General features: G+C 37.7%; 20 protein-coding genes. 13 read left to right on the forward strand and 7 right to left on the reverse strand.

What is annotated here, in order from left to right; translation table 11 throughout:
* Positions 1 to 42 precede the first annotated feature (42 nt).
* The 4 genes from dinB (at position 43) to BXY82_RS03260 (ending at position 4562) form a co-directional block, all read left to right on the forward strand.
* Positions 43 to 1260, forward strand: a complete 1218-nt coding sequence (gene dinB, locus BXY82_RS03245) for a DNA polymerase IV (protein ID WP_133756738.1) — start codon at positions 43 to 45, stop codon at positions 1258 to 1260.
* A gap of 556 nt (positions 1261 to 1816) precedes the next feature.
* Positions 1817 to 2407 carry a HupE/UreJ family protein gene (locus BXY82_RS03250; RefSeq protein ID WP_133756739.1) on the forward strand — a complete coding sequence of 197 codons (591 nt, stop codon included), beginning with the start codon at positions 1817 to 1819 and terminating at the stop codon, positions 2405 to 2407.
* A gap of 125 nt (positions 2408 to 2532) precedes the next feature.
* Positions 2533 to 2964: a deoxycytidylate deaminase gene (locus tag BXY82_RS03255; protein WP_133756740.1), complete on the forward strand. Its 432-nt coding sequence runs from the start codon at positions 2533 to 2535 to the stop codon at positions 2962 to 2964.
* A complete protein-coding gene (locus BXY82_RS03260; protein WP_133756741.1) occupies positions 2964 to 4562 on the forward strand; it encodes a S41 family peptidase in 1599 nt (532 codons plus the stop codon). Before BXY82_RS03255 ends, BXY82_RS03260 begins: the two co-directional genes overlap by 1 nt.
* Before the next feature lie 46 nt (positions 4563 to 4608).
* Here BXY82_RS03260 and BXY82_RS03265 read toward each other — a convergent pair whose 3' ends face one another.
* From BXY82_RS03265 to BXY82_RS03275, 3 genes are read right to left on the reverse strand one after another with little or no spacing between them, the layout of a single operon-like run.
* A complete protein-coding gene (locus BXY82_RS03265) occupies positions 4609 to 5211 on the reverse strand; it encodes an FAD-dependent oxidoreductase (RefSeq protein ID WP_133756742.1) in 603 nt (200 codons plus the stop codon).
* Positions 5204 to 5413 (reverse strand): hypothetical protein, encoded by a 210-nt coding sequence (locus BXY82_RS03270; protein ID WP_133756743.1) that lies wholly within the window; start codon positions 5411 to 5413, stop codon positions 5204 to 5206. The genes BXY82_RS03265 and BXY82_RS03270 overlap by 8 nt, the downstream gene beginning before the upstream one ends.
* A gap of 11 nt (positions 5414 to 5424) precedes the next feature.
* Positions 5425 to 6012, reverse strand: a complete 588-nt coding sequence (locus BXY82_RS03275) for a MarC family protein (RefSeq protein WP_133756744.1) — start codon at positions 6010 to 6012, stop codon at positions 5425 to 5427.
* Positions 6013 to 6145: 133 nt separating this feature from the next.
* Between BXY82_RS03275 and BXY82_RS03280 the strand changes: the two genes are divergently transcribed.
* Together BXY82_RS03280 and BXY82_RS03285 are read left to right on the forward strand one after the other, a co-directional pair.
* On the forward strand, positions 6146 to 6712 hold the full coding sequence (locus BXY82_RS03280; protein WP_133756745.1) for a DUF3109 family protein: 567 nt from the start codon (positions 6146 to 6148) through the stop codon (positions 6710 to 6712).
* A gap of 156 nt (positions 6713 to 6868) precedes the next feature.
* Complete coding sequence (locus tag BXY82_RS03285) at positions 6869 to 7489, forward strand: FEKKY domain-containing protein (RefSeq protein WP_133756746.1); 621 nt, start codon at positions 6869 to 6871, stop codon at positions 7487 to 7489.
* A gap of 34 nt (positions 7490 to 7523) precedes the next feature.
* On the opposite strand, the gene BXY82_RS03290 is transcribed toward BXY82_RS03285, so the two are convergent.
* Together BXY82_RS03290 and BXY82_RS03295 are read right to left on the reverse strand one after the other, a co-directional pair.
* Positions 7524 to 9434: a tetratricopeptide repeat-containing sensor histidine kinase gene (locus BXY82_RS03290; RefSeq protein ID WP_166643245.1), complete on the reverse strand. Its 1911-nt coding sequence runs from the start codon at positions 9432 to 9434 to the stop codon at positions 7524 to 7526.
* An 83-nt stretch (positions 9435 to 9517) separates the two neighbouring features.
* Positions 9518 to 10252, reverse strand: a complete 735-nt coding sequence (locus tag BXY82_RS03295; RefSeq protein ID WP_133756748.1) for a LytR/AlgR family response regulator transcription factor — start codon at positions 10250 to 10252, stop codon at positions 9518 to 9520.
* A gap of 689 nt (positions 10253 to 10941) precedes the next feature.
* Between BXY82_RS03295 and BXY82_RS03300 the strand changes: the two genes are divergently transcribed.
* The 5 genes from BXY82_RS03300 (at position 10942) to BXY82_RS03320 (ending at position 18568) form a co-directional block, all read left to right on the forward strand.
* Positions 10942 to 11922, forward strand: a complete 981-nt coding sequence (locus tag BXY82_RS03300) for a ribonucleotide-diphosphate reductase subunit beta (protein ID WP_133756749.1) — start codon at positions 10942 to 10944, stop codon at positions 11920 to 11922.
* A 176-nt stretch (positions 11923 to 12098) separates the two neighbouring features.
* Complete coding sequence (locus tag BXY82_RS03305) at positions 12099 to 14576, forward strand: ribonucleoside-diphosphate reductase subunit alpha (RefSeq protein WP_133756750.1); 2478 nt, start codon at positions 12099 to 12101, stop codon at positions 14574 to 14576.
* Between the two features lie 159 nt (positions 14577 to 14735).
* Positions 14736 to 16490: an aspartate--tRNA ligase gene (gene aspS, locus BXY82_RS03310; protein ID WP_133756751.1), complete on the forward strand. Its 1755-nt coding sequence runs from the start codon at positions 14736 to 14738 to the stop codon at positions 16488 to 16490.
* A gap of 57 nt (positions 16491 to 16547) precedes the next feature.
* On the forward strand, positions 16548 to 18335 hold the full coding sequence (locus BXY82_RS03315) for a chloride channel protein (protein ID WP_133756752.1): 1788 nt from the start codon (positions 16548 to 16550) through the stop codon (positions 18333 to 18335).
* A complete protein-coding gene (locus BXY82_RS03320) occupies positions 18335 to 18568 on the forward strand; it encodes a hypothetical protein (protein ID WP_133756753.1) in 234 nt (77 codons plus the stop codon). Before BXY82_RS03315 ends, BXY82_RS03320 begins: the two co-directional genes overlap by 1 nt.
* On the opposite strand, the gene BXY82_RS03325 is transcribed toward BXY82_RS03320, so the two are convergent.
* Positions 18565 to 19014: a nucleoside deaminase gene (locus tag BXY82_RS03325; protein ID WP_133756754.1), complete on the reverse strand. Its 450-nt coding sequence runs from the start codon at positions 19012 to 19014 to the stop codon at positions 18565 to 18567. The genes BXY82_RS03320 and BXY82_RS03325 overlap by 4 nt on opposite strands.
* Before the next feature lie 61 nt (positions 19015 to 19075).
* Between BXY82_RS03325 and dxs the strand changes: the two genes are divergently transcribed.
* The gene (gene dxs, locus BXY82_RS03330) at positions 19076 to 20854 is read left to right on the forward strand and encodes a 1-deoxy-D-xylulose-5-phosphate synthase (protein ID WP_133756755.1); all 1779 of its coding nucleotides are present in this window, start codon (positions 19076 to 19078) and stop codon (positions 20852 to 20854) included.
* A gap of 24 nt (positions 20855 to 20878) precedes the next feature.
* On the opposite strand, the gene BXY82_RS03335 is transcribed toward dxs, so the two are convergent.
* Positions 20879 to 22222, reverse strand: coding sequence for a deoxyguanosinetriphosphate triphosphohydrolase (locus BXY82_RS03335; RefSeq protein ID WP_133756756.1), 1344 nt, complete (start codon positions 22220 to 22222; stop codon positions 20879 to 20881).
* Positions 22223 to 22401: 179 nt separating this feature from the next.
* On the opposite strand from BXY82_RS03335, the gene BXY82_RS03340 reads away from it, so the two are divergent.
* Positions 22402 to 25137 (forward strand): TonB-dependent receptor, encoded by a 2736-nt coding sequence (locus BXY82_RS03340; protein WP_133756757.1) that lies wholly within the window; start codon positions 22402 to 22404, stop codon positions 25135 to 25137.
* Positions 25138 to 25199: the final 62 nt, after the last annotated feature.

A 25199-nucleotide genomic window follows, 5' to 3' on the forward strand; every position in this document is an offset into this window, starting at 1 on the left:
AAAACCAATTAAGGTTCTCAACTCTTAATTCATCTTATTAAAATGACCTACCAACGCTCTATAGTACACATGGATTTGGACACCTTTTTCGTGTCCTGTGAACGCCTGCTCGACAGTCGCCTTAACGGAAAACCCGTGCTTATTGGCGGCACTAGCGATAGAGGTGTGGTGGCATCCTGCAGTTATGAAGCACGGAAATTTGGCGTGCATTCCGCCATGCCCATGCGGATGGCCAAACAATTGTGTCCCGAAGCCATCATTCTTCGTGGTGACGCGGGCACGTACACCAAATTCTCCCAAAACGTAACTGATGTTATTAAAGATACCGTGCCCTTATACGAGAAATCCTCAATCGACGAATTTTATATTGATTTGACCGGGATGGACAAGTTTTTTGGCTGCCATAAACTGGCCTCAGAGTTACGCCAGCGGATCATCCGCGAAACAGGACTACCCATTTCCTTCGGATTATCACTCAATAAAACCGTTTCCAAAATTGCTACAGGCGAAGCAAAACCCAATAATGAGATAAGAATTGTTTCCGGGACTGAAAAACCATTTCTCGCACCCTTGTCCGTCAAAAAAATCCCGATGGTGGGTGAGGTCACTTATAAATCACTTTGCGATTTAGGCATCAAACAAATCAGGACCGTACAGGAAATGCCTATGGAACTCATGTACAAAGTGCTCGGCAAAAACGGCTTGAGCATTTGGAACAAAGCTAACGGTATTGACAATTCGCCGGTGATTCAATACCATGAACGTAAATCTATTTCTACCGAACGCACCTTCAATAAAGACACTACAGATGTCACCAAATTAAAAGGTATTATTATTGCCATGGCCGAAAATTTGGCCTACCAATTACGACGTGGTAATAAATTAACAGCGTGTATCACTTTTAAAATCCGCTATTCTGATTTTCAAACTTATACCCAACAACAACGCATTCCGTATAGTGCGATGGACCACAACATCATCCCCATAGTGTTGGATTTGTTTGCAAAGCTTTATAACCGACGGCTCTTAGTGCGGTTGATTGGGGTAAAATTCAGTCATTTGGTAGAAGGCGGACATCAAGTCAATTTATTTGATGACGATACTAAATTCCTACACTTAAGCGAAGCCATTGACAAAATGCGTGAACGTTACGGCGACAGGGCCGTCATTAGTGCGGCAGGTATGGAAGCACGAACCATTGGCAGATGGAATCCGTTTAATGGAGAACCGCCACCGCTATTGCCACATCGAAAAGCATAGTCACATCACTTCTAAGATAGACCGCTGCGCTGCTTAGAAATAGACCGCTTCGCTGTTAGAACAGAGAATAAAGACCGCTGCGCTGTTAGACTGGAGGCTGGTTCATTTATAAATTTGACGCTCTTCCATGTGAGCATTAAGGATTTTTACATTTTTGGAATCATTTATAAATACTAAACCTCCAGCATAATTCCATGAACTTCCCTGATTAGTGTTCCGGAAAAATTAAGACCGCTGCTCTGCTTAGAAATAGACCGCTTCGCTGCTAGAACAGAGAATAGAGACCGCTGCGCTGTTAGACTGGAGGTTGGTTCATTTTTAAATTTGACGATCTTTCATGTGAGCATTAAGGATTTTTACATTATTGGAACCATAAATAACAACAAGTGTCTTCTTTATTCTTTATTCTCTATTCTTAATTCTTTATTCTCTATTCTCTTCTCTCCAATCCAAAACCTCCACATTTCCACCAACTTCTCCTCTGCCCGTTTAACAAAATATATTTTGCAGCTCATAGCAATCATCGTACCTTTGATATTACCCAAATAATAAACTTATGCTAGACGATTTTTGGTTTAACGTGCAATATGGCATGAACCATGTGTTGGACATCAATGCCTATGACCATGTCCTGTTTTTGTTGGTGCTTACGGTACCATACATGTTTAAGGACTGGAAACGAGTATTGCTCTTGGTTACCATGTTCACGCTAGGCCATACAGTGAGTTTGGTATTGGCTGTTTATGGTGTTGTGAGCGTCAGCTCTAAGTTGGTGGAATTTTTAATTCCCATTTCTATTCTAGTGGTGGCCCTCTATAATATTTTCACTTCAGGCAAGAAAGCGCCGAATGAAAAAATTGGCGTGTTGTTTTTTTCTACCTTATTTTTCGGATTGATCCATGGGCTTGGATTTGCTGGAGAATTTAGAATGTTTGTAGGACGCGCAGAAAGTAAATTAATACCTTTAGTGGAATTTGCATTGGGTATTGAATTGGCTCAGCTTATTATTGTGTTTGTAGTCTTGTTCCTCGGATTTTTATGCCAAACCATTTTCAGAACTGCCAAACGCGATTGGATTATGGTGCTATCTGCCATTGTTGTAGGATTAGTCATCCCGATGTTGATAGACAGCGAGTTATTTGCATAAATCTGCAAAGTTTAACTCTAAATTAGATAAATTAAAATTCGAAGCTTTTATATTCGTATTTAGGTTTTGTCCTATTCAATACAGCTTCATTTTAAATTATACTTTCAAAATTGTAAATAACATAAATGCCAAACAAAAAACAGCTGCGCTATGATAAAGCGTATTTAAGAATCGCAAAAGAATGGGGCAAATTATCACATTGCCAACGCAAACAAGTTGGCGCCGTCATTGTTAAAGACCGAATGATTATTTCTGACGGTTATAATGGTACGCCAACAGGTTTTGAAAATTACTGCGAAGATGATGAAGGCTACACTAAATGGTACGTACTCCATGCTGAAGCCAATGCTATTTTAAAAGTAGCAGCTTCTACCCAATCCTGTAAAGGCGCGACCTTATACATTACTTTATCACCTTGTAAGGAATGCAGTAAGTTAATTCACCAAGCTGGCATCATTCGTGTTGTATATCACGAAGGCTATAAAGATGATTCTGGCCTCCAGTTTTTGTCTAAAGCAGGCATAGAACTGCAACATATTGATGATTTAAACTCATAATGGCTTTTAATAAAAAATATATCCCATTAATTATTGGCGTTGCAGTTGCAGCCGGCGTCTTCATTGGTGGAAAACTCAATTTTACCGATAATTCTGACCGTTTATTTACCGTCAACAGTAAAAAAGACAAACTTAACCGTCTTATTGATTATATTGATTATGAATATGTAGATGAAGTGAACACTGATAGCATTGTAGATGTTACGGTAAATGGTATTTTAGATAAACTCGACCCACATTCTACCTATATTCCAAAACGCGATTTGCAACGCGTTACTGAAAATATGAAAGGTGATTTTGTAGGCATTGGCGTGAGCTTTTACACTTATAAAGACACTATTACCGTTATCAGACCCATAGCTGGAGGACCTAGCGAAAAAGCAGGCATTAAGAGTGGCGACCGAATAATTATGGCGGATGGAGATTCCATTTTTGGCAGTCATTGGAGCAATGATCAAATAATCAAAAAACTAAAAGGCGACAAAAACAGTAAAATCGATTTAAAAATATATCGCAAAAGTGAAGACCGATTTATTGACTTTAAGGTAAAACGCTCCAGCATTCCTATTACAAGTGTGGATGCTGCCTATATGTTGACACCTGAATTGGCATATATTAAGATTAATCGATTTGCAGAATCTACCTATAAGGAGTTTAAAAGAGCTTTAGACGATTTACAAGACGAGGGCGCCACTAAGTTAGTTTTAGATTTACGCGACAATCCCGGAGGCTTTCTGGCCATTGCTGAACAGATTGCCGATGAGTTTTTGGAAGATGATAAACTTATTCTGTTTACTAAAAACAAATCTGGACGTGTAGATAAGAGTTTCGCCACTAAACGCGGCGATTTTGAAGAAGGCGAAGTCTTTATTTTAATCAATGAAAATTCAGCTTCGGCCAGCGAAATTGTTGCAGGAGCATTACAAGACAATGATAAAGGTACAATTATAGGCCGCCGCAGTTACGGTAAAGGTTTGGTGCAGCGCGAAATGTCTTTAGGCGATGGTAGCGCCGTACGCTTAACTGTATCTCGTTATTACACCCCGACGGGCCGTTCCATCCAACGTCCTTATGATAATGGCCATAATCAAGACTATTATAATGATTATTACAAACGCAGAAGCAATGGCGAGTTTAATGATGAAATGAACATCAAGGTTGACGACTCTTTAAAGTTTACAACACCTAAAGGCAAAGTGGTTTATGGCGGTGGTGGCATTATTCCCGATATTTTTGTGCCAATTAACCCTAACACACAAAATGAAACATTAAATTTCATCAAGTATAGTGGTCTTATCAATTATTTTGTATTTGAAGAATTGGATAAAGACCGCAGAAGTTATTTAAATATTTCTAAGAAGGACTTTATTGATAATTTTATCGTAAGTGATGACATTGTACTCCGTTTTCAAGATTATTTAAATAGTAGGCAGAGAGATCAAGTTACTTTTGTTGCATACCATCAAGAGATGAAATCTTTAATTAAAGCGGCATTGGCGGACCAGTTGTACGGGTCCAATGCTTCCGAAGAAATTCTGAATGCTACAGATGATATGATTGAAGAGGTCTTGAAACTTGTGAAATCTAAAAAACACTAAGTTCTATTAATAACCGAGTATTAAATCACGGAAAATGTTTAATTTTTTAAATTTTATCATGAACGTGAGCATCCTTACCATCATTCCAAAGTGTTAATATATCAGTAGCTACTTGAGCGCCACTACCACAAGCAATGGCATACTGACTTCTCCATCCCGCCAACGTACCAGCCACATACAATCCTGGTGCCACAAGATGATCCTGATTTTTAAGCCATATTCTGTCTTTATCAGGCGCCGCTTTTGGATGTGCTTCTATGTAAGACTGCAAACCATCAATAGTAATGAAATTTGTATAACCCACCGCTATAACTACAAGATCGGCTGTATAGACTGACTTGTTGGTGGCTACCGTATACGCTCCTGTGGATTTGACAATCGACTTCACTTTCTCGTTTTCTATTTGATCTACATGCGGATACAAAGTTGCCAATTGTGCTTTGCCTTGCCTCAAAATGTCAGCCCCTAAAGAGCCCACGGGCACACCTAGTGCATTATTGAATACTGCATTTTGCAAATGTGATGTTCTCTGATGTGCAATAAGTGCAATGCGCTTATCTGCAGCAAAAGGTTTTGATTTAGCAGAGCCTAATATTAAGGCACAAGACATGCCTGCTGCCCCAGCGCCTATGATTAGCACATCATACATCACGCTGTTGTTTCGAGAGTTTTTCAATGCGTTTAGACACTCTAAGAATCTGTAATAGGATGATAGCGCAAAGTGCTGTTAAAATAGTAATTACGGCTACAGCGCTTTCCCCTTGAAAAAGTTGATCAAAATTAAGTTTGGTCACATTATAGCCAATAAGACCTATTGCTATAATGGATAAGATGATGGTTGCTATTTTCATAATTTTAAATATTATACAAGTTCAAACAAGGTTTTAATGTTGGCAGCAAATAATTTTACCGCAATGGCAAGCAGTATAACTCCAAATATTTTTCGGATAATATTAATACCACTCGGACCAAGAAATCGTTCAATTTTTGACGATGTTTTTAATACGATAAAGATAACCACAACATTCATTAAAACTGCAACAATAATGTTTTCTACTGCATACTCAGCTCTTAATGACAATAAGGTGGTTAAACTTCCGGGTCCCGCAATTAATGGAAAAGCTAACGGAAAAACTGTTGCTGTCATGCTACTGCTTTCGTCATTTTTATACAAGGTGATCCCCAAAGTCATCTCTATTGCTATAAAAAAGAGGATAAACGCACCCGCAACCGCAAAAGAATTGATATCAATTCCAATTAATGACAATATATTTTGACCTATAAATAGGAATATGATTAATATAATTCCGGCAATAATAGAAGCTTTACCACTCTCAATATGCCCAAATTTCTTCCGTAAATCAATCACAATTGGAATGTTACCGATAATATCGATTACGGCGAAAAGAATCATAAATGCTGTAAAAATTTCCTTAAAATCAAGTTGCATACTCCTAGGCTTTTAATTTTTTGCAAAAGTAGACGTTTAATATCGATTTATAATACTAAATAACTCTAAATTTTAGTTACTTTTGTCACCCAATTTTTGACCAAAAAACACCTCATATTTAAGCCAATACATTATGTTTCAGTTAGGAAAAACTATTGTTTCAGAAGACATCATTGACAAGGATTTTGTATGCAATCTGTCCGCATGTAAAGGCGCTTGTTGTATTGATGGCGATGCTGGCGCACCTGTTGAATTAGCCGAAACCAAAATTCTTCAAGACATCTATCCAAAAGTTAAACCGTTTATGCGTCAGGCAGGTATTGATGCTGTTGAAGCTCAAGGCACGTTTATAACTACTGAAGATGGCGAGTTTGAAACCCCGCTAATTAATGGTGCCGATTGTGCCTACGTGATGTTCGATAATAAAGGTACCGCACTTTGCGCTATTGAGGAAGCGCACAACCAGGGTGAAATTGATTGGAAAAAACCTGTGTCCTGCCATTTATACCCTGTTAGAGTTAAAGATTATTCTGAATTTTCTGCTGTTAACTATCATAAATGGGAAATTTGCGATGACGCCTGTACTCTAGGCAAAGAACTCCAAGTACCCGTCTACAAATTTGTAAAGCAAGCCCTCATTAGAAAGTTTGGGGAAGATTGGTATATGGAATTAGAGAAAATTGCCGACGGCCGCAAATAAAATCCGCATTTTTACAAGTCCAAAATTTATATAAGATATTTTGATGTTCTGTTATGAATGGGTGATTTTAAAGATGCACAGAAATACTATTTAGTTGAAAGATTGGGAGTTCTTAACAATTAGCTTTATTTTAGATACCCACTAAAATTATATTGTATGAAGTTTTTACTTGGTCTTTTACTAACAGTGATGGCCTATACTATAAGTAATGCCAAGCCTATTACGGCAACCGTTGTTTTTGAAAACCTCACCGAAGAAACCACCATAAACGGTATATTTTACATTAAGCAAACCAATCAGCAATTTGATGTCACCACTTTGGAGAGTTTTCAAATAAACCTTCCCAATAAGGGCAGTTATGAATTTCAATTCCATTCTGAAATTGTGTCTGCATATACTTATTACCCTTCTAAGATCACTGAGAAAAAAGACACCATCACCATCAGATTAGAGAAGAAATCACAAGCAAGAATCACTCCAGTTTCTGTACAAACCAAAGGTATTGCGGAGCTTTCTAACGAAGAATTAAAACAACACATTGCTGCCGGCACCGTCAATTTTATAGTTCATGGCTTAGTAGCAATACCTCCTGACACTTATCAGGCCTTCAAAAAGGAATATGGAATCGGATTTATAAGTGAGAATTGTGCATTAAATCCGCAGACTTATAAAACTACTCAAGCCAACAATAAAGTGCTGGCAGCCTATTTAACCTCTGAATTTGGTGAGGTTTGGAAAAGTAAACTCCCTGCGCAACCCTTTGGCATTCGACGGTAATTAAACAAGAACATCCGCCATTTAATAACTTAAATTAAGCACTCTTTAAATTTGTTGCACGTATAGGTATGTTCACTATAACCCGTGTGCCTATAGGTATATTATGGTCATCAAATAAATCTTGAATTTCTAATTTATAACCCATTGTAAAACGTTTGGAAAAATTGGTTAAGCGCGCCTTGGTGATTGCCAATCCTACTGATTTTCTTTTAATCACCCTGCTGTGATTGATGAGGGCCGATGCTTTTCTCCCAATTCCATTGTCAGTAATAGAAATGGTTACAAAATCCTGATTTTCCTTAAACACTTTTAGCGCTATCTGTTTATCATCCTTTTTGGACGAAAGCCCATGCCAAAGTGCATTTTCGAGAAATGGCTGTAAGATAAGCGAAGGCACACGAATATTTGATGTATTGATATCCTCAGCAACATCTATTGTAAAACGAATCTCATTGGAGAAACGAATATTTTCAATATTCATATACAGCTTCATGGTATCCAACTCATCTTCTAGAGGGATCTCTTTTTCTGTAGATGCTATTAAGATTTTTCTAATAAACTTGGAAAATTTATTTAGATAGTACACTGCATTTTCCTTCTCATTATTAATGATATAAAGCTTTATGGAATTTAGAGAATTGAAAATAAAGTGGGGATTCATCTGACTTCTTAACATATCTTGCTCCAAAGTCAGAATCTGCTTCTCGTGTCGCAATTGCCTGTTTCTATTAATCACAACCATGGTACCGGCAGTTATTGCCAATGCCAATATTGCCAGCCAAAATATGGTTTGATTGCGCTGCATTTTAGACTTAACCAACTCATTTTCATTAGCCAGCTGACGAATTTGATCGTTTTTAGCTTGATTTTCATATTGTATGATAATATCACTCACATATTGCATATTGCGCTCGGTAAAAACTGTCTTTTCTAGCGCTATGGCCTCCTCAAAATGGTACATCGCCAGTTTAAAATTGCGCTGTTTTTTATAGAGATCAGCAAGATGTTTGTGCGCATCAACAGTTGACATTTTTAAGCCATAAGTTTCTGAAATCTCCAATCCTTTTTTAAGATTTTGCTCGGCCTCTCTATCCAAATGCAGTTCATTTTGCACCCAACCTAAATTTATATAGGCAAAGGCAATGTAAAATTGATCTTCTAGCTGAATTGCCTTCTGTAAGGCATCTTCAATAATACTCTTGGCATCCTTATAACGCCCTTGCTTAATGTACACCTGACCAATACTGTTATAGCATATGACACGGCCTACCTCAGAATCTATCTGCTCATTATAATCTAAAGACCGTTCATAATTTATTAACGCAAGATCGAGAAGCCCTTTAGCTTCATCAGCATACCCTAAATTGTGATAGTTTATAGCAAGCCCAAGTTTATTGCCAAGTTGCTTTTCAATACGTAGGGATTTTTCAAATTGTGCTATGGCCAAATCATATTGTTTTAGGGTCAGATAAACATTTCCCATGCTATTTTGAGACACTGCAATACTAGCTTTCAATGCTGGTGTTTTGACTTTTACGGCATTGGCAATATCCAGTGCTTTTTTATGATAATCTAAGGCCGCCTTTATAATATCTTTACGGCGGTAAACCACACCAATCATATTAAGACTAATAACCTTCAACTGAACATTTTGCGCTCTCTTAGCCAGCTTTTCAGCATTTAAGTGCATTTCCAACGCAGCATCATACAAGGAGATATTTCGGTACAGTTCGCCCAACTTATTACTGGCATAACTTTCCACCTCCAAAGCATTGGCCGTTTCAGATTTGACAATCAATTCCTTTAAAGCCAAACTGTCATTTTTAAACTTTGAAAATACGGAGTCAATAATTTCATATTGTTTAGGCCAAGTTCCTTGCAAATTTTTAAGGGTTTGATCAACATCTAATCCTGCTTCGTCTTGAGCCATTAAAGTAGCGCCCATACAAAAAAAGAATAACCCCATTACCCAGGTTAAAACAGGAGACCTAAAAAATGTGTTATGTAATGCTGCTTTAAAGTTCATCTCTACAACTTCTCCAAAAAGTCTGATTTTCGTTGACGAGCTACAGGAATTCTATGATTGGATTCCATAACGACATAGCCATCACTCTTTATAAATTCCTTGATTTTCTTTAAGTTGATAATATATGAATTATGTATCCTGAAGAAATGTTCTTGGGGCAAAATGGCATTCATTTCCTTAAGTTTTTTAGTGATGACAATTTTTTGTGAATTCTTCATAATGATGGTACAATAATTTCCATCTGATTCAACAAACATTATTTCTTCTGCATCTAAAAAAATTAATTTGCCGTCGGTATTGATGGTGATTTTTTTATGATCAAATTTTGAATTAAAATCAAGAAGAACATCTTCTATTTTGCTCGAATTCACCAATTTAAAATTGTGCTTCTTTATTTTCTTAATAGTATGTTCTAAATCGTCAGAATCTATTGGTTTTAATAAATAATCTATAGCTTCATTCTTCAAGGCTTTTAAAGCATATTCATTGTAGGCTGTTGTGATGACCACTGCAAAATCTCTGTTTGTAAGCTTCCCTAAAAACTGAAACCCATCCATGGTAGGCATTTGGATATCCAAGAACAGACAGTCAAAGGCACTTTGGTCTATATAATCTATGGCCTCTTCCGGATTTGTGAACGATCTGATAACTTCAATATCATCACTAAAATTTGAAAGTTCCCATGACAGACTTTGGATAGCCTTTGGTTCGTCATCAACTATTATAGCTTTTACCATAATTTAAATATAATACTATTACAATTGCCAATTAAATAAATATGTATGATTAGCATCATTTGATGTATAACGCGCAGTGCACCTTAGTATTTTACTATTATTGTGAATTACTATAAATAGAACTTTCAAAAACACCAACTATACATTTTTTTATACCAACCGTACAAGCAGTCATTCCTATCTGCCAAAAAATTATGATCTTCGATTAGGGATTTATTTAACCTAAATATAAAAGGTGATCGTGGGGATTCACTTTAGATTAAATGCTATTAATCAAAAGAAGTCAGAGTTTTCTCTGGCTTTTTTATTTTAAACCGCTATTACCAGCACAACAGTTTAGGTAATTTTTTATGAATTTTTGGGGTAATGTGAAACCGTAAATACCAGTTCCTATTTTAGTAGTTAATAAACCAGTGTACCATACTCCAAAACATCAAAATTCTACGTCTTCCAACCCCTTGTACCCATTGGACTTACACTTAATCAACACTCACAACCTGCTGAAAATCAACATAACATATTTTCAATATAATTGTAGCCGAAATCAAAACAATGTGTGGTATGTTAAAAACTTGTTGACAATGTTTATAAATATACCTTTCATTTTCAATCCCAATTTTGAATCTTTGATAGTTCCAAACCACACCAAAAATTACGTCTAATTTTAAATTCTTAAAACACACTAGATAATGTCTGAAGCTATTGAACCAATTCTCCAAGAAAATAAAGATCGATTTGTGATATTTCCAATTCAACACCATGATATTTGGGATTGGTATAAAAAATCTGAAGCTAGCTTTTGGACCGCTGAAGAAATTGACCTTCATCAAGATCTTACAGATTGGAACAATAAATTAAATGACGACGAGCGTTATTTTATCAAACACATCTTGGCATTTTTTGCGGCAAGCGATGGGATTGTTAATGAAAATTTAGCTGAAAACTTCGTTAATGAAGTGCAGTATAGTGAAGCCAAGTTTTTCTACGGTTTCCAAATTATGATGGAGAACATTCATAGTGAAACCTATTCGTTGTTGATTGACACTTATGTTAAGGACGAAAAAGAAAAAGGACAATTATTTAATGCAATTGATAATTTTCCTGCCATAAAGAAAAAAGCAGACTGGGCCTTAAAATGGATTGAATCTCCAAGTTTTGCTGAACGTTTGATCGCGTTTGCAGCGGTAGAAGGCATTTTCTTCTCAGGTGCGTTCTGTTCTATCTTCTGGTTAAAAAAACGGGGGCTCATGCCAGGACTGACTTTTTCCAACGAATTGATTTCTCGTGATGAAGGCGTACACTGTGACTTTGCAGTGCACTTACACAACCATCATCTGGTTAATAAAGTTTCTAAAGAACGTATAAGAGAAATTCTTGTGGAAGCTTTAGATATTGAACGTGAATTTATCACAGAATCACTTCCAGCGAGTTTAATTGGAATGAATTCTAATTTGATGACGCAATACCTTGAATTTGTTACGGACAGATTGTTATCTGAGTTAGATTGCGATAAAGTCTACAACACCACAAATCCGTTTGATTTTATGGATATGATATCCCTTCAAGGGAAAACAAATTTCTTTGAAAAACGCGTGTCTGAATATCAAAAAGCTGGTGTTATGAATAAAGAAGAGGAGAAAGATAAATTCAACTTTGACGCTGATTTTTAATCCTAAAAACCCTTGCATTTAAATACAATGCTAGATCTCTGAAACTTTTCAGGACAAACACCATTTGTATTTAAAACCAAGGCCATTGAAGATCGATTAAAACTCGTTCTCAAAATATAACCAACTAATAATAACTTTCAGTGTAGGTGCCACTGATAATTAAATCGTGTAATTGTATGTATGTAGTAAAAAGAGATGGCAGAAAAGAACCAATGATGTTCGATAAAATAACTGCTAGAGTACGAAAATTATGTTATGGACTTAATGAACTTGTTGATCCTGTAAAAGTAGCTATGCGGGTCATTGAAGGTCTTTATGATGGTGTTACCACCAGCGAATTGGACAATCTTGCTGCTGAAGTAGCCGCAACCATGACCACTGCACACCCTGATTATGCACGTTTGGCTGCACGTATTTCTGTCTCCAATCTTCATAAAAACACCAAAAAGACCTTTAGCGAGGTTATGCACGATTTATACGTATACGTTAATCCAAGAACCAATAAAAAAGCGCCGTTATTAGCCGATGATGTCTATGATGTTATCATGGCAAACAGAGAAAAATTAGATTCTACTATTATATATAACCGCGATTTTGGTTATGATTATTTCGGTTTTAAAACTTTAGAACGTTCGTACCTACTAAAATTAAACGGTAAAATTGCTGAACGTCCTCAACACATGCTAATGCGTGTTGCAGTAGGCATTCATGGCAATGATATTGACTCGGCTATTGAGACTTACGAGCTCATGTCTAAAAAATATTTTACTCACGCCACCCCAACTCTTTTCAATTCGGGCACACCAAAACCACAAATGTCATCTTGCTTCCTTCTAACCATGAAGGACGATAGTATTGATGGTATTTACGACACCTTAAAACAAACTGCAAAAATTTCGCAATCTGCCGGTGGCATTGGGTTGTCTATTCATAATGTGAGAGCCACAGGCAGTTATATTGCAGGTACCAACGGTACAAGTAATGGTATTGTTCCAATGCTTCAAGTGTTTAATGACACGGCGCGATATGTTGATCAAGGGGGTGGAAAGCGTAAAGGTAGTTTCGCTATTTACATGGAAACATGGCATGCTGATATTTTCGAGTTTTTAGACTTAAAAAAGAATCACGGAAAAGAAGAAATGCGTGCTAGAGACTTATTTTATGCCATGTGGATTTCTGATTTATTCATGAAACGCGTGCAAGAAGACGGCCCATGGACCTTAATGTGTCCTAATGAATGTCCAGGATTATGTGATGTACATAGCGAAGAATTTGAAGCACTTTACACCAAATACGAGTCAGAAGGAAAAGGTCGAAAAACGGTTAAAGCACGTGAGCTTTGGGAGAAAATTTTAGAATCGCAAATTGAAACAGGCACACCGTACATGCTGTATAAAGATGCGGCCAATAGAAAATCCAATCAGAAAAACCTAGGTACAATTCGCTCTTCAAACTTATGTACGGAAATCATGGAATACACCTCTCCAGATGAAATTGCCGTATGCAATTTGGCCTCCATTGCCTTACCAATGTTTGTGAAAAATGGCGCTTTTGACCATAAAGAATTGTTTAGAATTACCAAACGCGTTACCAAAAACTTGAATAAGGTCATTGACCGCAATTACTATCCAGTTAAAGAAGCGGAAAATTCCAATCTACGCCACCGTCCTGTTGGATTAGGTGTGCAAGGGTTGGCAGATACATTCATTATGTTACGCCTACCGTTTACTAGTGATGAAGCTAAAAAACTGAACCAAGATATTTTTGAAACCTTGTACTATGCTGCAGTTACAGCAAGTATGGAATTGGCGCAAGTGGAAGGTCCATATTCTACTTACAAAGGATCTCCAATAAGCAATGGCGAGTTTCAACACAACCTTTGGGGCATCAATGACAACGAATTGAGTGGCAACTGGGATTGGGAAAAACTCCGCACTGAAGTTAAAAAGCACGGTGTCCGCAACTCCTTATTAGTGGCACCAATGCCAACCGCAAGTACCTCTCAAATTTTAGGCAATAACGAATGTTTTGAACCATATACCTCTAACATCTACACACGTCGTGTGCTTTCTGGGGAGTTCATCATCGTCAACAAACATTTATTGGAAGATTTAGTAGAACTAGGTCTTTGGAACGAAGGATTGAAACAGGAAATCATGAGAGCCAACGGCTCCATACAACATATTGATAACATCCCTGACAATATTAAAGAACTCTACAAAACCGTCTGGGAAATGAGCATGAAAGATATTATCGACATGTCACGCCATAGAGGTTATTTTATTGACCAATCACAATCCCTAAACTTATTTATGGAAGGTGCAACGATGGCAAAACTAACGTCTATGCATTTTTATGCTTGGAAAAGCGGCTTAAAAACAGGAATGTATTACTTAAGAACGAAGAGCGCTGTAGATGCCATTAAGTTTACATTAGACAATGCCAAAAAACAAGAACCAGCAGAAGCACTGGCAGATGTTATTGAAGTTGACGACAGTTTTATTGCACAACAAAAACAACAGGCCGCAAAGGCTGCTGTAAAATTTGCGCAAGAAACTACGGAAATAGAACCAATGAGCCCAGAAGAAATGAAAGCTTTAATTGCACAAGCCAAAGAAGCTGAAGGTGATGACTGCTTAATGTGCGGTTCATAAATATTTAAGTTTAAGTGTTACTAATAGCATCTCTTTCTGCAATTGAAAGGGATGCTTTTTTCATTTGATGGCTTTGCTACATATATAGCGTAATTGTTAAGCCTTTTTTATTTGATACTCATAGAACTTCATTAAATTTGCACTTCAATTTTTCATACTATGTACAGAAGTCACAACTGTGGTGAGTTAAGAGCATCACACATCAATACCGAAGTTACCTTATCAGGATGGGTTCAAAAAAGCCGTGACAAAGGTTTTGTGCTTTGGGTAGATTTACGCGATCGTTACGGCATTACGCAACTTGTTTTTGATGAAGAGCGCACGCCAAAAGCCTTGATGGAACAAGCCCAAAATTTAGGTCGTGAATTTGTGATTCAAATTAAAGGAACCGTAATAGAGCGTACATCTAAAAATGCCAATATAGCTACTGGCGATATTGAAATTTTGGTTTCAGAATTAACAGTATTAAATTCAGCACTTCTTCCTCCATTTACTATTGAGGATGACACTGACGGTGGTGAAGAACTCCGTATGAAATACCGTTACTTGGACATCCGAAGAAATCCTGTTAAAAACAGTTTGATTTTTAGGGCTAAAGTAGCGCAAGAAGTTCGCAATTACTTATCAAACGAAGGATTTATAGAGGTGGAAACGCCTTACTTAATTAAGTCTACACCAGAAGGTGCACGCGATTTTGTGGTACCAAGCCGTATGAATGAAGGACAGTTTTATGCGCTTCCGCAGAGTCCGCAAACCTTTAAACAATTGTTGATGGTTGGTGGCATGGATAAATATTTTCAAATTGTGAAATGTTTTAGGGATGAAGATTTACGTGCCGACAGACAGCCAGAATTTACGCAAATTGATTGCGAAATGGCGTTTGTGGAGCAAGAAGATATCTTAAATGCTTTTGAAGGCTTAACCCGTCATTTACTAAAAGAAGTGAACGGCGTGGAAATTGAAAAGTTCCCGCGCATGACCTATGATGAAGCGATGCAAAAGTATGGTAATGACAAACCCGACATTAGATTTGGGATGGAATTTGGCGAGTTAAACGAAGTGACACAACATAAAGATTTTGGTGTTTTCAATACTGCTGAATTGGTAGTTGGAATCGCTGTACCTGGCGGAAACGCTTATACTCGTAAGGAAATTGACCAATTGATTAATTGGGTAAAACGTCCTCAAATTGGTGCGTTAGGCATGATTTACGCACGTTACAATGACGATGGCACTTTCAAATCTTCTGTTGATAAATTCTATGATCAAGATGATTTAGCAAAATGGGCAGAAATTACAGGCGCAAAACCTGGAGACCTGATTTGTGTACTTTCAGGACCTACACATAAAGTAAGAACGCAGTTAAGTGCCTTACGTATGGAATTGGCAACACGATTAGGTTTACGTAATCCTAAAGAATTTGCACCGTTATGGGTTGTAGATTTTCCATTATTGGAATGGGATGAAGAAACCAACCGTTACCACGCGATGCACCATCCGTTTACATCTCCAAAACCAGGACAATTGGAATTGTTGGATACGGATCCGGGAGCGGTGAAAGCCAACGCCTATGACTTGGTATTAAATGGTAATGAAATTGGTGGTGGATCGATCAGAATTCACGATAAAAAGACCCAATCTCTAATGTTTGATTATTTAGGATTTACTCCTGAAGAAGCAAAGGCGCAATTTGGGTTCTTAATGGATGCCTTCCAATATGGTGCGCCGCCACACGGTGGATTAGCATTCGGATTGGACAGATTGGTAGCCATTTTAGGCGGACAAGAAACCATTCGCGATTTTATTGCATTTCCAAAAAACAACAACGGTCGTGATGTCATGATTGATGCTCCTGCTCCAATTGATGACAAACAACTAGAGGAACTCAGTTTAAAACTGAATCTCAAATCTTAATAAAATTTAAACCTTGTCCCGATAACCATCGGGACATATTTTTTAGTAGATTTAAAAATGCCTAAACGACCACTTTTTAAGCAACTCCTCATCTGGAGAGCCAAATACATTTCTCACAATCAGTTTGTGATTATTCTAAGTATTTTGGTTGGTTTTACTTCTGGCTTAGGTGCGGTTGTTCTAAAAAATCTCACGCATTTTATCCAAAGTATCATGGAAGGGCAATTGGTGAAGTATTACCAAGAGGCGTTCTATTTCCTGTTTCCCATTGTTGGTCTGACCTTAGTGTACTTCCTTATGAAATATGTCATCAGGCATAAGGTAAGTCACGGAATCCCTTCAACGCTTTATTCAATCTCAAAGCGTAAAGGCCTCATGAAACGCTATCAAATGTTCGGCTCTGTTATTACTGCACCGCTCACGGTCGGTTTTGGTGGTTCTGTGGGATTGGAAGGCCCTACTGTGGCTACTGGAGCGGCCATAAGTTCAAACATTGCACGCTTGTTTCACGTCAATCAATCCACGCGGAACTTATTGATAGGTTGTGCCGCAGCGGGAGCCATGTCCTCCATTTTTAAAGCACCTGTTGCAGCCATTATTTTTGCGATAGAAGTATTCAGTTTAGATTTGACCATTGCCTCCATGTTACCGCTACTAACGGCATCATTATCGGCGATTTTGACGTCTTATTTTTTTCTTGGTAATGATGTGCTTCTACCCTTCAGTCTCGAGGACGGATTTAAATTATCGGACGCTCCATTTTACCTGATCTTAGGAGTTGTTGCCGCATTTACGTCTATTTATTTCACTGAAGTGTATGATCGCATACAACGGCTCTTTGATCGGGTGAACTCACCCATAAAAAGGCTACTGATTGGAGGTTCGCTTTTGGGTGTCTTAATTTATTTTATTCCCCCCTTATACGGTGAAGGCTTTGAAGTGATTAATAATTTAATTGCTGGGAATCATCAAAAAGCCATTCAGAATAATTTTTTAAATCTCAATGTAGAAAACATTTGGGTGGTCATTTTACTTTTAGCAGGTTTGGTGTTTTTTAAAATTATTGCCAGTGCGCTCACTTTTGGAGCTGGTGGTGTTGGTGGTATTTTCGCACCAACGTTATTTATGGGCAGCATTATGGGCAATTGTGTTGCTAAACTTATCAATCACAGTGGATTCACAAATTATCCTGTCTCAGAAAGTAATTTTACGTTAGTTGGCATGGCGGGTTTAATGGCCGGGGTACTCCATGCGCCTTTAACTGCAATTTTCTTAATTGCCGAAGTCACGGGCGGCTATGAGTTATTTATACCGCTTATGCTGACGGCCGCCATATCGTTCGGCATTACGAAATATTTTCACCCACATTCCGTTTATACTATGGAATTGGGGCGTAAAGGAGAACTCATTACCCACGACAAAGATCATGCGGTGTTAACCTTGATGGACATCAATAAAGTTATTGAAACAAATTTTATTAAAATTACTACCACGATGACTTTGGGCGATATTGTACACGAGGCAGTAATAAAATCAAATCGGAATATATTTCCTGTGGTCGACGCCAAAACGAATACCTTAAAAGGGATCATCTTATTGGACGACATTCGCCCGATAATGTTTGACCCAACACTATATTCTGAAGTATTTGCTCGCGATGTGATGCAAGCGCCACCGGATACCATCGACATTAATAAAGACAAGATGACTGAAATCATGAAAAAATTTCAAGATAGTAATGCTTGGAATTTGCCTGTGGTAGATAACGGAATTTATGTTGGATTTATATCCAAATCCAAACTGCTCACCATGTACCGTCGCAAACTAATAAACATCACACAATAATGAAATATTTAATAATCGTATTGGTAATCTTAACGTTAGGCAGTATTGCTGCCGGATTTATCTTTGAGACCGAATATTCCCAAAAGATGATCGGTTTTGGAACTGTTGGACTGTTTTTGGTAGTGTTTCCATTATTCACCTACCACCGCTGGAAGGATCGGAACTTTAAGGATTATATGCTCACTAAGGAGAATTTAGATAAGATGCGCGATAAAGAAAAAAACAAATTCTAGTTTAAGTTCCGCTTTTCAATAAAGAAACGTTTCAATAATTGCGCTGACTCTTCTTCCAAAATCCCACCAACCATCACCGTTTTGGGATGCAACTTTGTGTTTAAGGCAATGCACCCGCGTTCCGGGTCTCTGGCCCCATATACAATTTTGTTAATCTGACTCCAATACAAAGCTCCAGCACACATCTGACAGGGCTCTAAGGTGACGTAAAGCGTACAATTAATAAGATATTTTCCTCCTAAAAAATTGGCCGCGGCTGTAATAGCTTGCATCTCTGCATGTGCAGTAACATCATTTAAAAGTTCAGTTAAATTATGAGCACGGGCAATGATTCTATTATCAATCACAATTAATGCACCCACAGGAATTTCGCCCTTATCAAAGGCAATTTCAGCTTCCTGCAAAGCTTTTCTCATAAAATAGACATCGTCAAAAGGATTTTCCACAAGGCAATCTTCAGAGGTTAAAAATCAAAAATACAATTTCAAATGCTACATTTGTATCCAGATGAAAAATATATTGGACCATATCCATTCGCCGTCAGATTTAAGAGCTTTAACTCAGGAAGATTTGCCACACCTTGCTAAAGAGCTCCGCAACTTTATAATTAATATTGTGGCGACTAAGGAAGGACATCTTGGCGCGAGTCTTGGAGTGGTAGAACTGACCATTGCTTTGCATTATGTGTTCCATACACCCGAAGATTTATTGGTTTGGGATGTAGGTCATCAAGCCTATGGCCATAAAATTTTAACTGGTAGACGCACTAATTTTCATACCAACAGACAACGTGGAGGCATCAGCGGATTCCCGAAACGGGATGAAAGTGACTACGACACCTTTGGTGTTGGCCACTCCTCTACCTCCATCTCAGCAGCGTTAGGTATGGCGATTGCCTCACAACTAAAAGGAGAAGACAAACATCATGTAGCCATTATTGGCGATGCCTCAATTGCGAGCGGGATGGCCTTTGAAGGGCTCAACCATGCCGGCGTTACCGATGCCAATTTACTGGTCATCCTTAATGATAATGCCATTGGCATCGACCCGAGTGTTGGCGCTCTAAAGCAATATTTGACCAACGTCAAAAAAGGTACAGAAAAGCAAGACAACATATTTGAAGCGCTCAATTTTGATTATACCGGACCTATTGATGGTCATGATTTGGATGCTATAATTTCAGAATTAACCCGACTAAAATCTGTTAAAGGCCCAAAATTTTTGCATGTCATTACTACTAAAGGGAAAGGCTTAAAACAAGCAGAAGAAAACCAAGTAACCTATCACGCACCAGGAAAATTCGATTCACTTACCGGAGAATTGATAGCAAAATCAGCATCGTCGCTTACAAAGTTTCAGGATGTTTTTGGATTGACTTTAGTAGAATTGGCGGAGCAAAACCCGAAGATTGTAGGCATTACGCCTGCAATGCCTACCGGAAGCTCCCTGAAATATATGATGGATCAAATGCCCGATCGCGCTTTTGATGTGGGCATTGCTGAACAACATGCAGTAACGCTTTCCGCTGGAATGGCCACACAAGGCATGATGGTGTTTTGTAATATTTACTCTACATTTTTACAGCGCGCCTACGATCAGGTTATACATGATGTCGCTTTACAGAATTTACCAGTAATTTTTTGCTTGGATCGTGCAGGCTTGGTAGGAGAAGATGGCGCCACACACCATGGGGTTTTTGATTTAGCCTATCTCCGATGCATCCCAAACCTCATCATCATGGCTCCGCGGAATGAATGCGAATTACGTAATATCATGTACACGGCGCAATTGGGACTTGAACATCCTATCGCCATCAGATATCCGCGTGGTTATGGATCAGTTGCAGATTGGAAACAGCCTTTTCAAAAGTTAGTCATCGGCAAAGGAGAAGTCCTTAAAGAAGGAAAAGACATTGCGATTTTAACCGTAGGTTTCATTGCTGAAAACGCCAAAGAAGCCATCCAAAAAGTGAGTAACGCACAAGAAATTGCACACTACGACATGTGTTTTATAAAACCATTGGATGAAGTGTTGTTACATGACATTTTCAAAACTTTCAAATACATTATCACTATTGAAGATGGCACGGTAAAAGGAGGATTTGGATCAGCAGTTCTAGAATTTGCGGCAGAGCACGATTACCAATTACCAATAAAAGTACTCGGTATTCCGGATGCTTTTATAGAACAAGGCACCGTAAAACAATTACAGGAATTGTCGCACGTAGATGCAAATTCTATTTCTAATACTTTAGAAACGGCCTTACTTCAAATCAAAAACAGCTAGAAAAGTACGTGTTAAAAAAATCGATTAAAAATGTGTGCCTTGAAGTTTTTTATGCGTCATAATGGCTTTACTATCTGAAAATTTAGCCACATAATTACAAATGCCTAACAAGCTGTGATAGATATTTTCCTGATTTAAGTCGAGCGTTTTTGGAAAAATCTTAAGAATTGATTTGTTATAACTGCCCAAAGTTCCTTGGTGATGATTTAAGATCGTACCCGTAAACACGTCCAAAATACCATCAATAATCTTGAATCCAGCTATTTCCTTGTCTACCACCTCAGCCGATTGATAGACCTTTTCAACACTCACTTTAATGATATCCTTTATCTGCGCTTGATATTTAGAAACATCCATCAAGGCTTTATCAAATGTGCCGTTAAGAATTTCCTCTTCATGTGCCATAAACAGCTCAACCGCTTCATTTATTAATGTACTAATTGCCAACGCACGCAAATAACTAATGCGGTCTTCAGTATTGGACAATGCATGGTAATTGTTTGTATTAATGGTGTCTCTTACCAATTTGATAAGATATTCCAGAGCATATTCCTCATTAATCAATCCTAAATTGATGCCATCTTCAAAGTCGATAATAGTATAACAAATATCATCGGCAGCTTCCACTAAAAATGCCAAAGGGTGACGGGAATAGCTTAAATCTTCGTCATTACCACGGCTAATCAATCCAAGTTCCTGAGCAATATCATCAAAGGCCTCTTTCTCACTTTGGAAAAATCCGTATTTCTTATCAGCAATATGCGAAGTTGGTTTTTTAGGCAGCGATTCTTTAGGGTATTTTGTAAACGCACCAAGTGTAGCATAGCTTAAGCGTAAGCCGCCCAATCGTCCGACACGACTTTCAGTCAAAATTTTAAATCCGTTGGCGTTTCCTTCAAAATCGCATAAATCTTGATATTCTTTATCCGTTAACTGCGATTTAAACTTTTTGCCTTTACCGTTTTTAAAAAATTCGCCAATTGCTTTCTCACCAGAATGACCAAACGGCGGATTCCCGATATCGTGAGCTAAAGCTGCTGCAGCGACAATCGCTCCAAAGTCGTTAGCCTGATACCCATGTATATTTTGAAGGTGCGGGTATTTAGCCAATACTTTTTGACCAACGCGTCTTCCTAAACTTCTTCCTACAACACTTACTTCCAAACTATGCGTCAATCGGGTGTGTACAAAGTCGGTTTGAGACATCGGAATGACCTGGGTTTTATCTTGTAAGCTTCTGAATTCTGAAGAGAAAATGACACGATCATAATCTACTTCAAAGCCCAAACGAGTTTCATCCTGTTCTTTTCTGATACGTTTGTGCGTATCTCCAAATCGTTTTAATGATAATAATTGTTCCCAGTTCATAGTAATGCTTTAAGCGCACGCAAGATACATTTTTCAATGTTAAATTTATATCACCTATTGGCAATAATTCACGTAAAACTAACACAAACCTAACTTATATATGACTTAGCCTTAATCCTTAGTTAACCTTCTTTTTACACATCATCAGTTTCTTTGCAGCAAACAATTTAGAACGACTGATGAAGCATTTATTAACATTATTAACCCTTGTATTCACCTCAGTTTTGAGTGCACAATCTACAGCGTCAATTGCTGGAAAATTGATTGATAAAGAATATAATAACGAACCCTTGGCATTTGGAAATGTCCTTATTAAGGGAACAACTATTGGAACCACATCTGACATGGATGGGGTTTATCATTTTGACAACTTAGATGAAGGTCTCTACACCTTAGTTTACAGTTTTGTTGGTTATGAAACCAAAGAATTAGAAGTAGTCCTTGAAGCTGGAAAAGAAGTTAATGTGGATGTAGAAATGTTTGCAAGTTCAGCTTCCTTAGACGAAGTAGTTATTACAACCACTACACGAAAAGAAAGTGAAACTGCACTTTTGTTAGACCAAAAAAATGCAATTGAAATCAAGCAAAGTATTGGTTCAGAAGAATTATCACGCAAAGGCATCAGCGATGTTGCCAGTGCTGTGGTTAAAACAACGGGCGTTTCCAAGCAGGAAGGCTCCAACACTATTTATGTACGCGGACTTGGAGATCGTTACAATTCCACATCGCTAAACGGACTTCCTATAACTTCGAACGATCCTGAAAAGAAAAACATTTCCCTGGACCTTTTTTCAACAGATATTGTTGAATTCATTTCTATTGATAAGGTTTATGGCCCTAAAATTTCTGGTGATTTCGCAGGGGGAAACGTAGATATTACCTCTATAAACTACAAAGGAAAAGGCATGTTAGAAGTTAATTTGGGCTCTACAATGGGAACCAATGCGCTCGACAAATTCAATGATTTCCAACTTCAAGATGGTCCAAATAGATTTGGATTCTCTAATTATGGTGTTCCAAATAATCCACTTAACGGCTACAATTTTGAGAACAAATTAGCACCTGTAAAAGAGAAACCAATAGGCAGCGCCTTAGATTTAAAGGCAGGTAAATCTTTCAGCATTGGCGAAGAAGGCAGCCTTAATTTATTCGCGACAGCTAGTTTTGACAATGGCTTTGAATATAGAGATGGCATCAACCAAAGTGTAAGTGCTCAAGGTGCCAAATTGAAATCATTCAATCAGGAACGCTTTTCGTATAACACGAATACCACAGGAATGTTTAATGCGAATTATCGCCTTAATTCCAACCATAAAATTGCCTATAACTTTTTAACGGTTAACTCTTCCAGCCAAACTAAAGATGGATACAAAGGGTTTATTCGTGACATTGCGGAAGACAATAACGGACTTATTCAACGTAGTACTTATATCCAAAACACATTAATGATTCACCAATTATTAGGAAACCATAAACTATCCGATAAATTGGATTTCGATTGGGCAACGTCGTATAATAAAGTAGAAGGTGATATGCCGGACAGAACGCAAAACACCTTAAAATATTCAGAGGATGCTAACGGATATGTTTTTGCTCAAAATACGATTACTGACAACCACAGATACTATCAAAATTTGGTGGAAGATGAATTGGCAGCAAATCTTTCAGTAAGCTACAGGTTGAATGAAGATGAAAATGGCGTATCCAAAGGAAAAGCGACTTTAGGCTATAACGGCCGATTTAAAAACCGTGATTTTGAGGCCATTCAATTTAACTTCAGAATTTCAGGATCAGAATTAAATTCGGCAGTAAATCCTGATAACTTAGATGCATTTTTAAATAAGCAAAACTATAGCAATGGCCTATTTGGCATCGAATCCTTTGCTGGATTAACACCTCAAACTTATGATGGCGAACAACTCATTCACGCAGGGTTTGCGAGTTTAGAATACAATCTATCAGATAAACTAAGCGCTGTTGCAGGTTTGCGTTTTGAGAGAGTAGAACAAACCGTTTCTTGGAGAACACAATTGGATGCCTCAGGAAAAAACAATACGTTTAACAGAAATGAGTTTTTGCCAAGTGTCATTTTAAAATATGAACTGAACGAAAAACAAAATCTACGTTTCGGTGCCAGCAAAACTTACACTTTACCACAATTTAAAGAACGCGCACTCTTTATTTATGAAGACGTGACTGAGGTAAAAGTTGGAAACCCAGATTTGTATCCTTCCCAAAACTACAACGTAGATTTAAAGTGGGAGGTGTTTCCTAAAAACTCAGAATTATTCTCTGTAACTGCTTTTGGAAAATACATTCTAGATCCTATAAATGAAATCACTTTAGCGTCTTCTACCAATGACATTTCCTTTATAAACACAGGAGATTCAGGTTATGTTTATGGTGCTGAAATAGAAATTAGAAAAGACCTATTCAACTTTGATGTTGAAGAATCTAACACGCTTTCTGCAGGACTTAATGCATCTTTCATGCAAACGCACCAGGAATTGGATTCTGAAAAAGTAAGACAGGAAACCAATTACAACACGAATCTTACAAATGACACCTCAGGATTTACAGGCGCTTCAGATAGGTTGTTGAATGCTGATCTGTCTTACATCAAATCGTTCAAGAATGACGGCAATTTAATGGCCACGCTTGCTTACTCGTACACTTCTGACAAAATCTATGCATTAGGTGTAGAAACTAAAGGAAACTTGGTTGACAAGGGTGTTGGCACTTTAGATTTTATCCTTAAAACTAAAATCAACAAGCATTTCGGAATTGATTTAACAGTGAAAAACATATTGAATCCTGCAATTGAAAGAATTCAAGAAAATGCTTCAGAGGACATCACTGTATTATCATTTAAACGAGGTGCATTTTTCAAATTAGGATTGCGCTACAAATTATAAATCTCAAAACAACGACCCAACATATATCAACTCAATCAATTAAAAATTTGTAATTAAAAACA

Origin of the sequence: Gelidibacter sediminis (assembly GCF_004364975.1) — a bacterium.
In the GTDB taxonomy this organism is placed as follows: domain Bacteria; phylum Bacteroidota; class Bacteroidia; order Flavobacteriales; family Flavobacteriaceae; genus Gelidibacter; species Gelidibacter sediminis.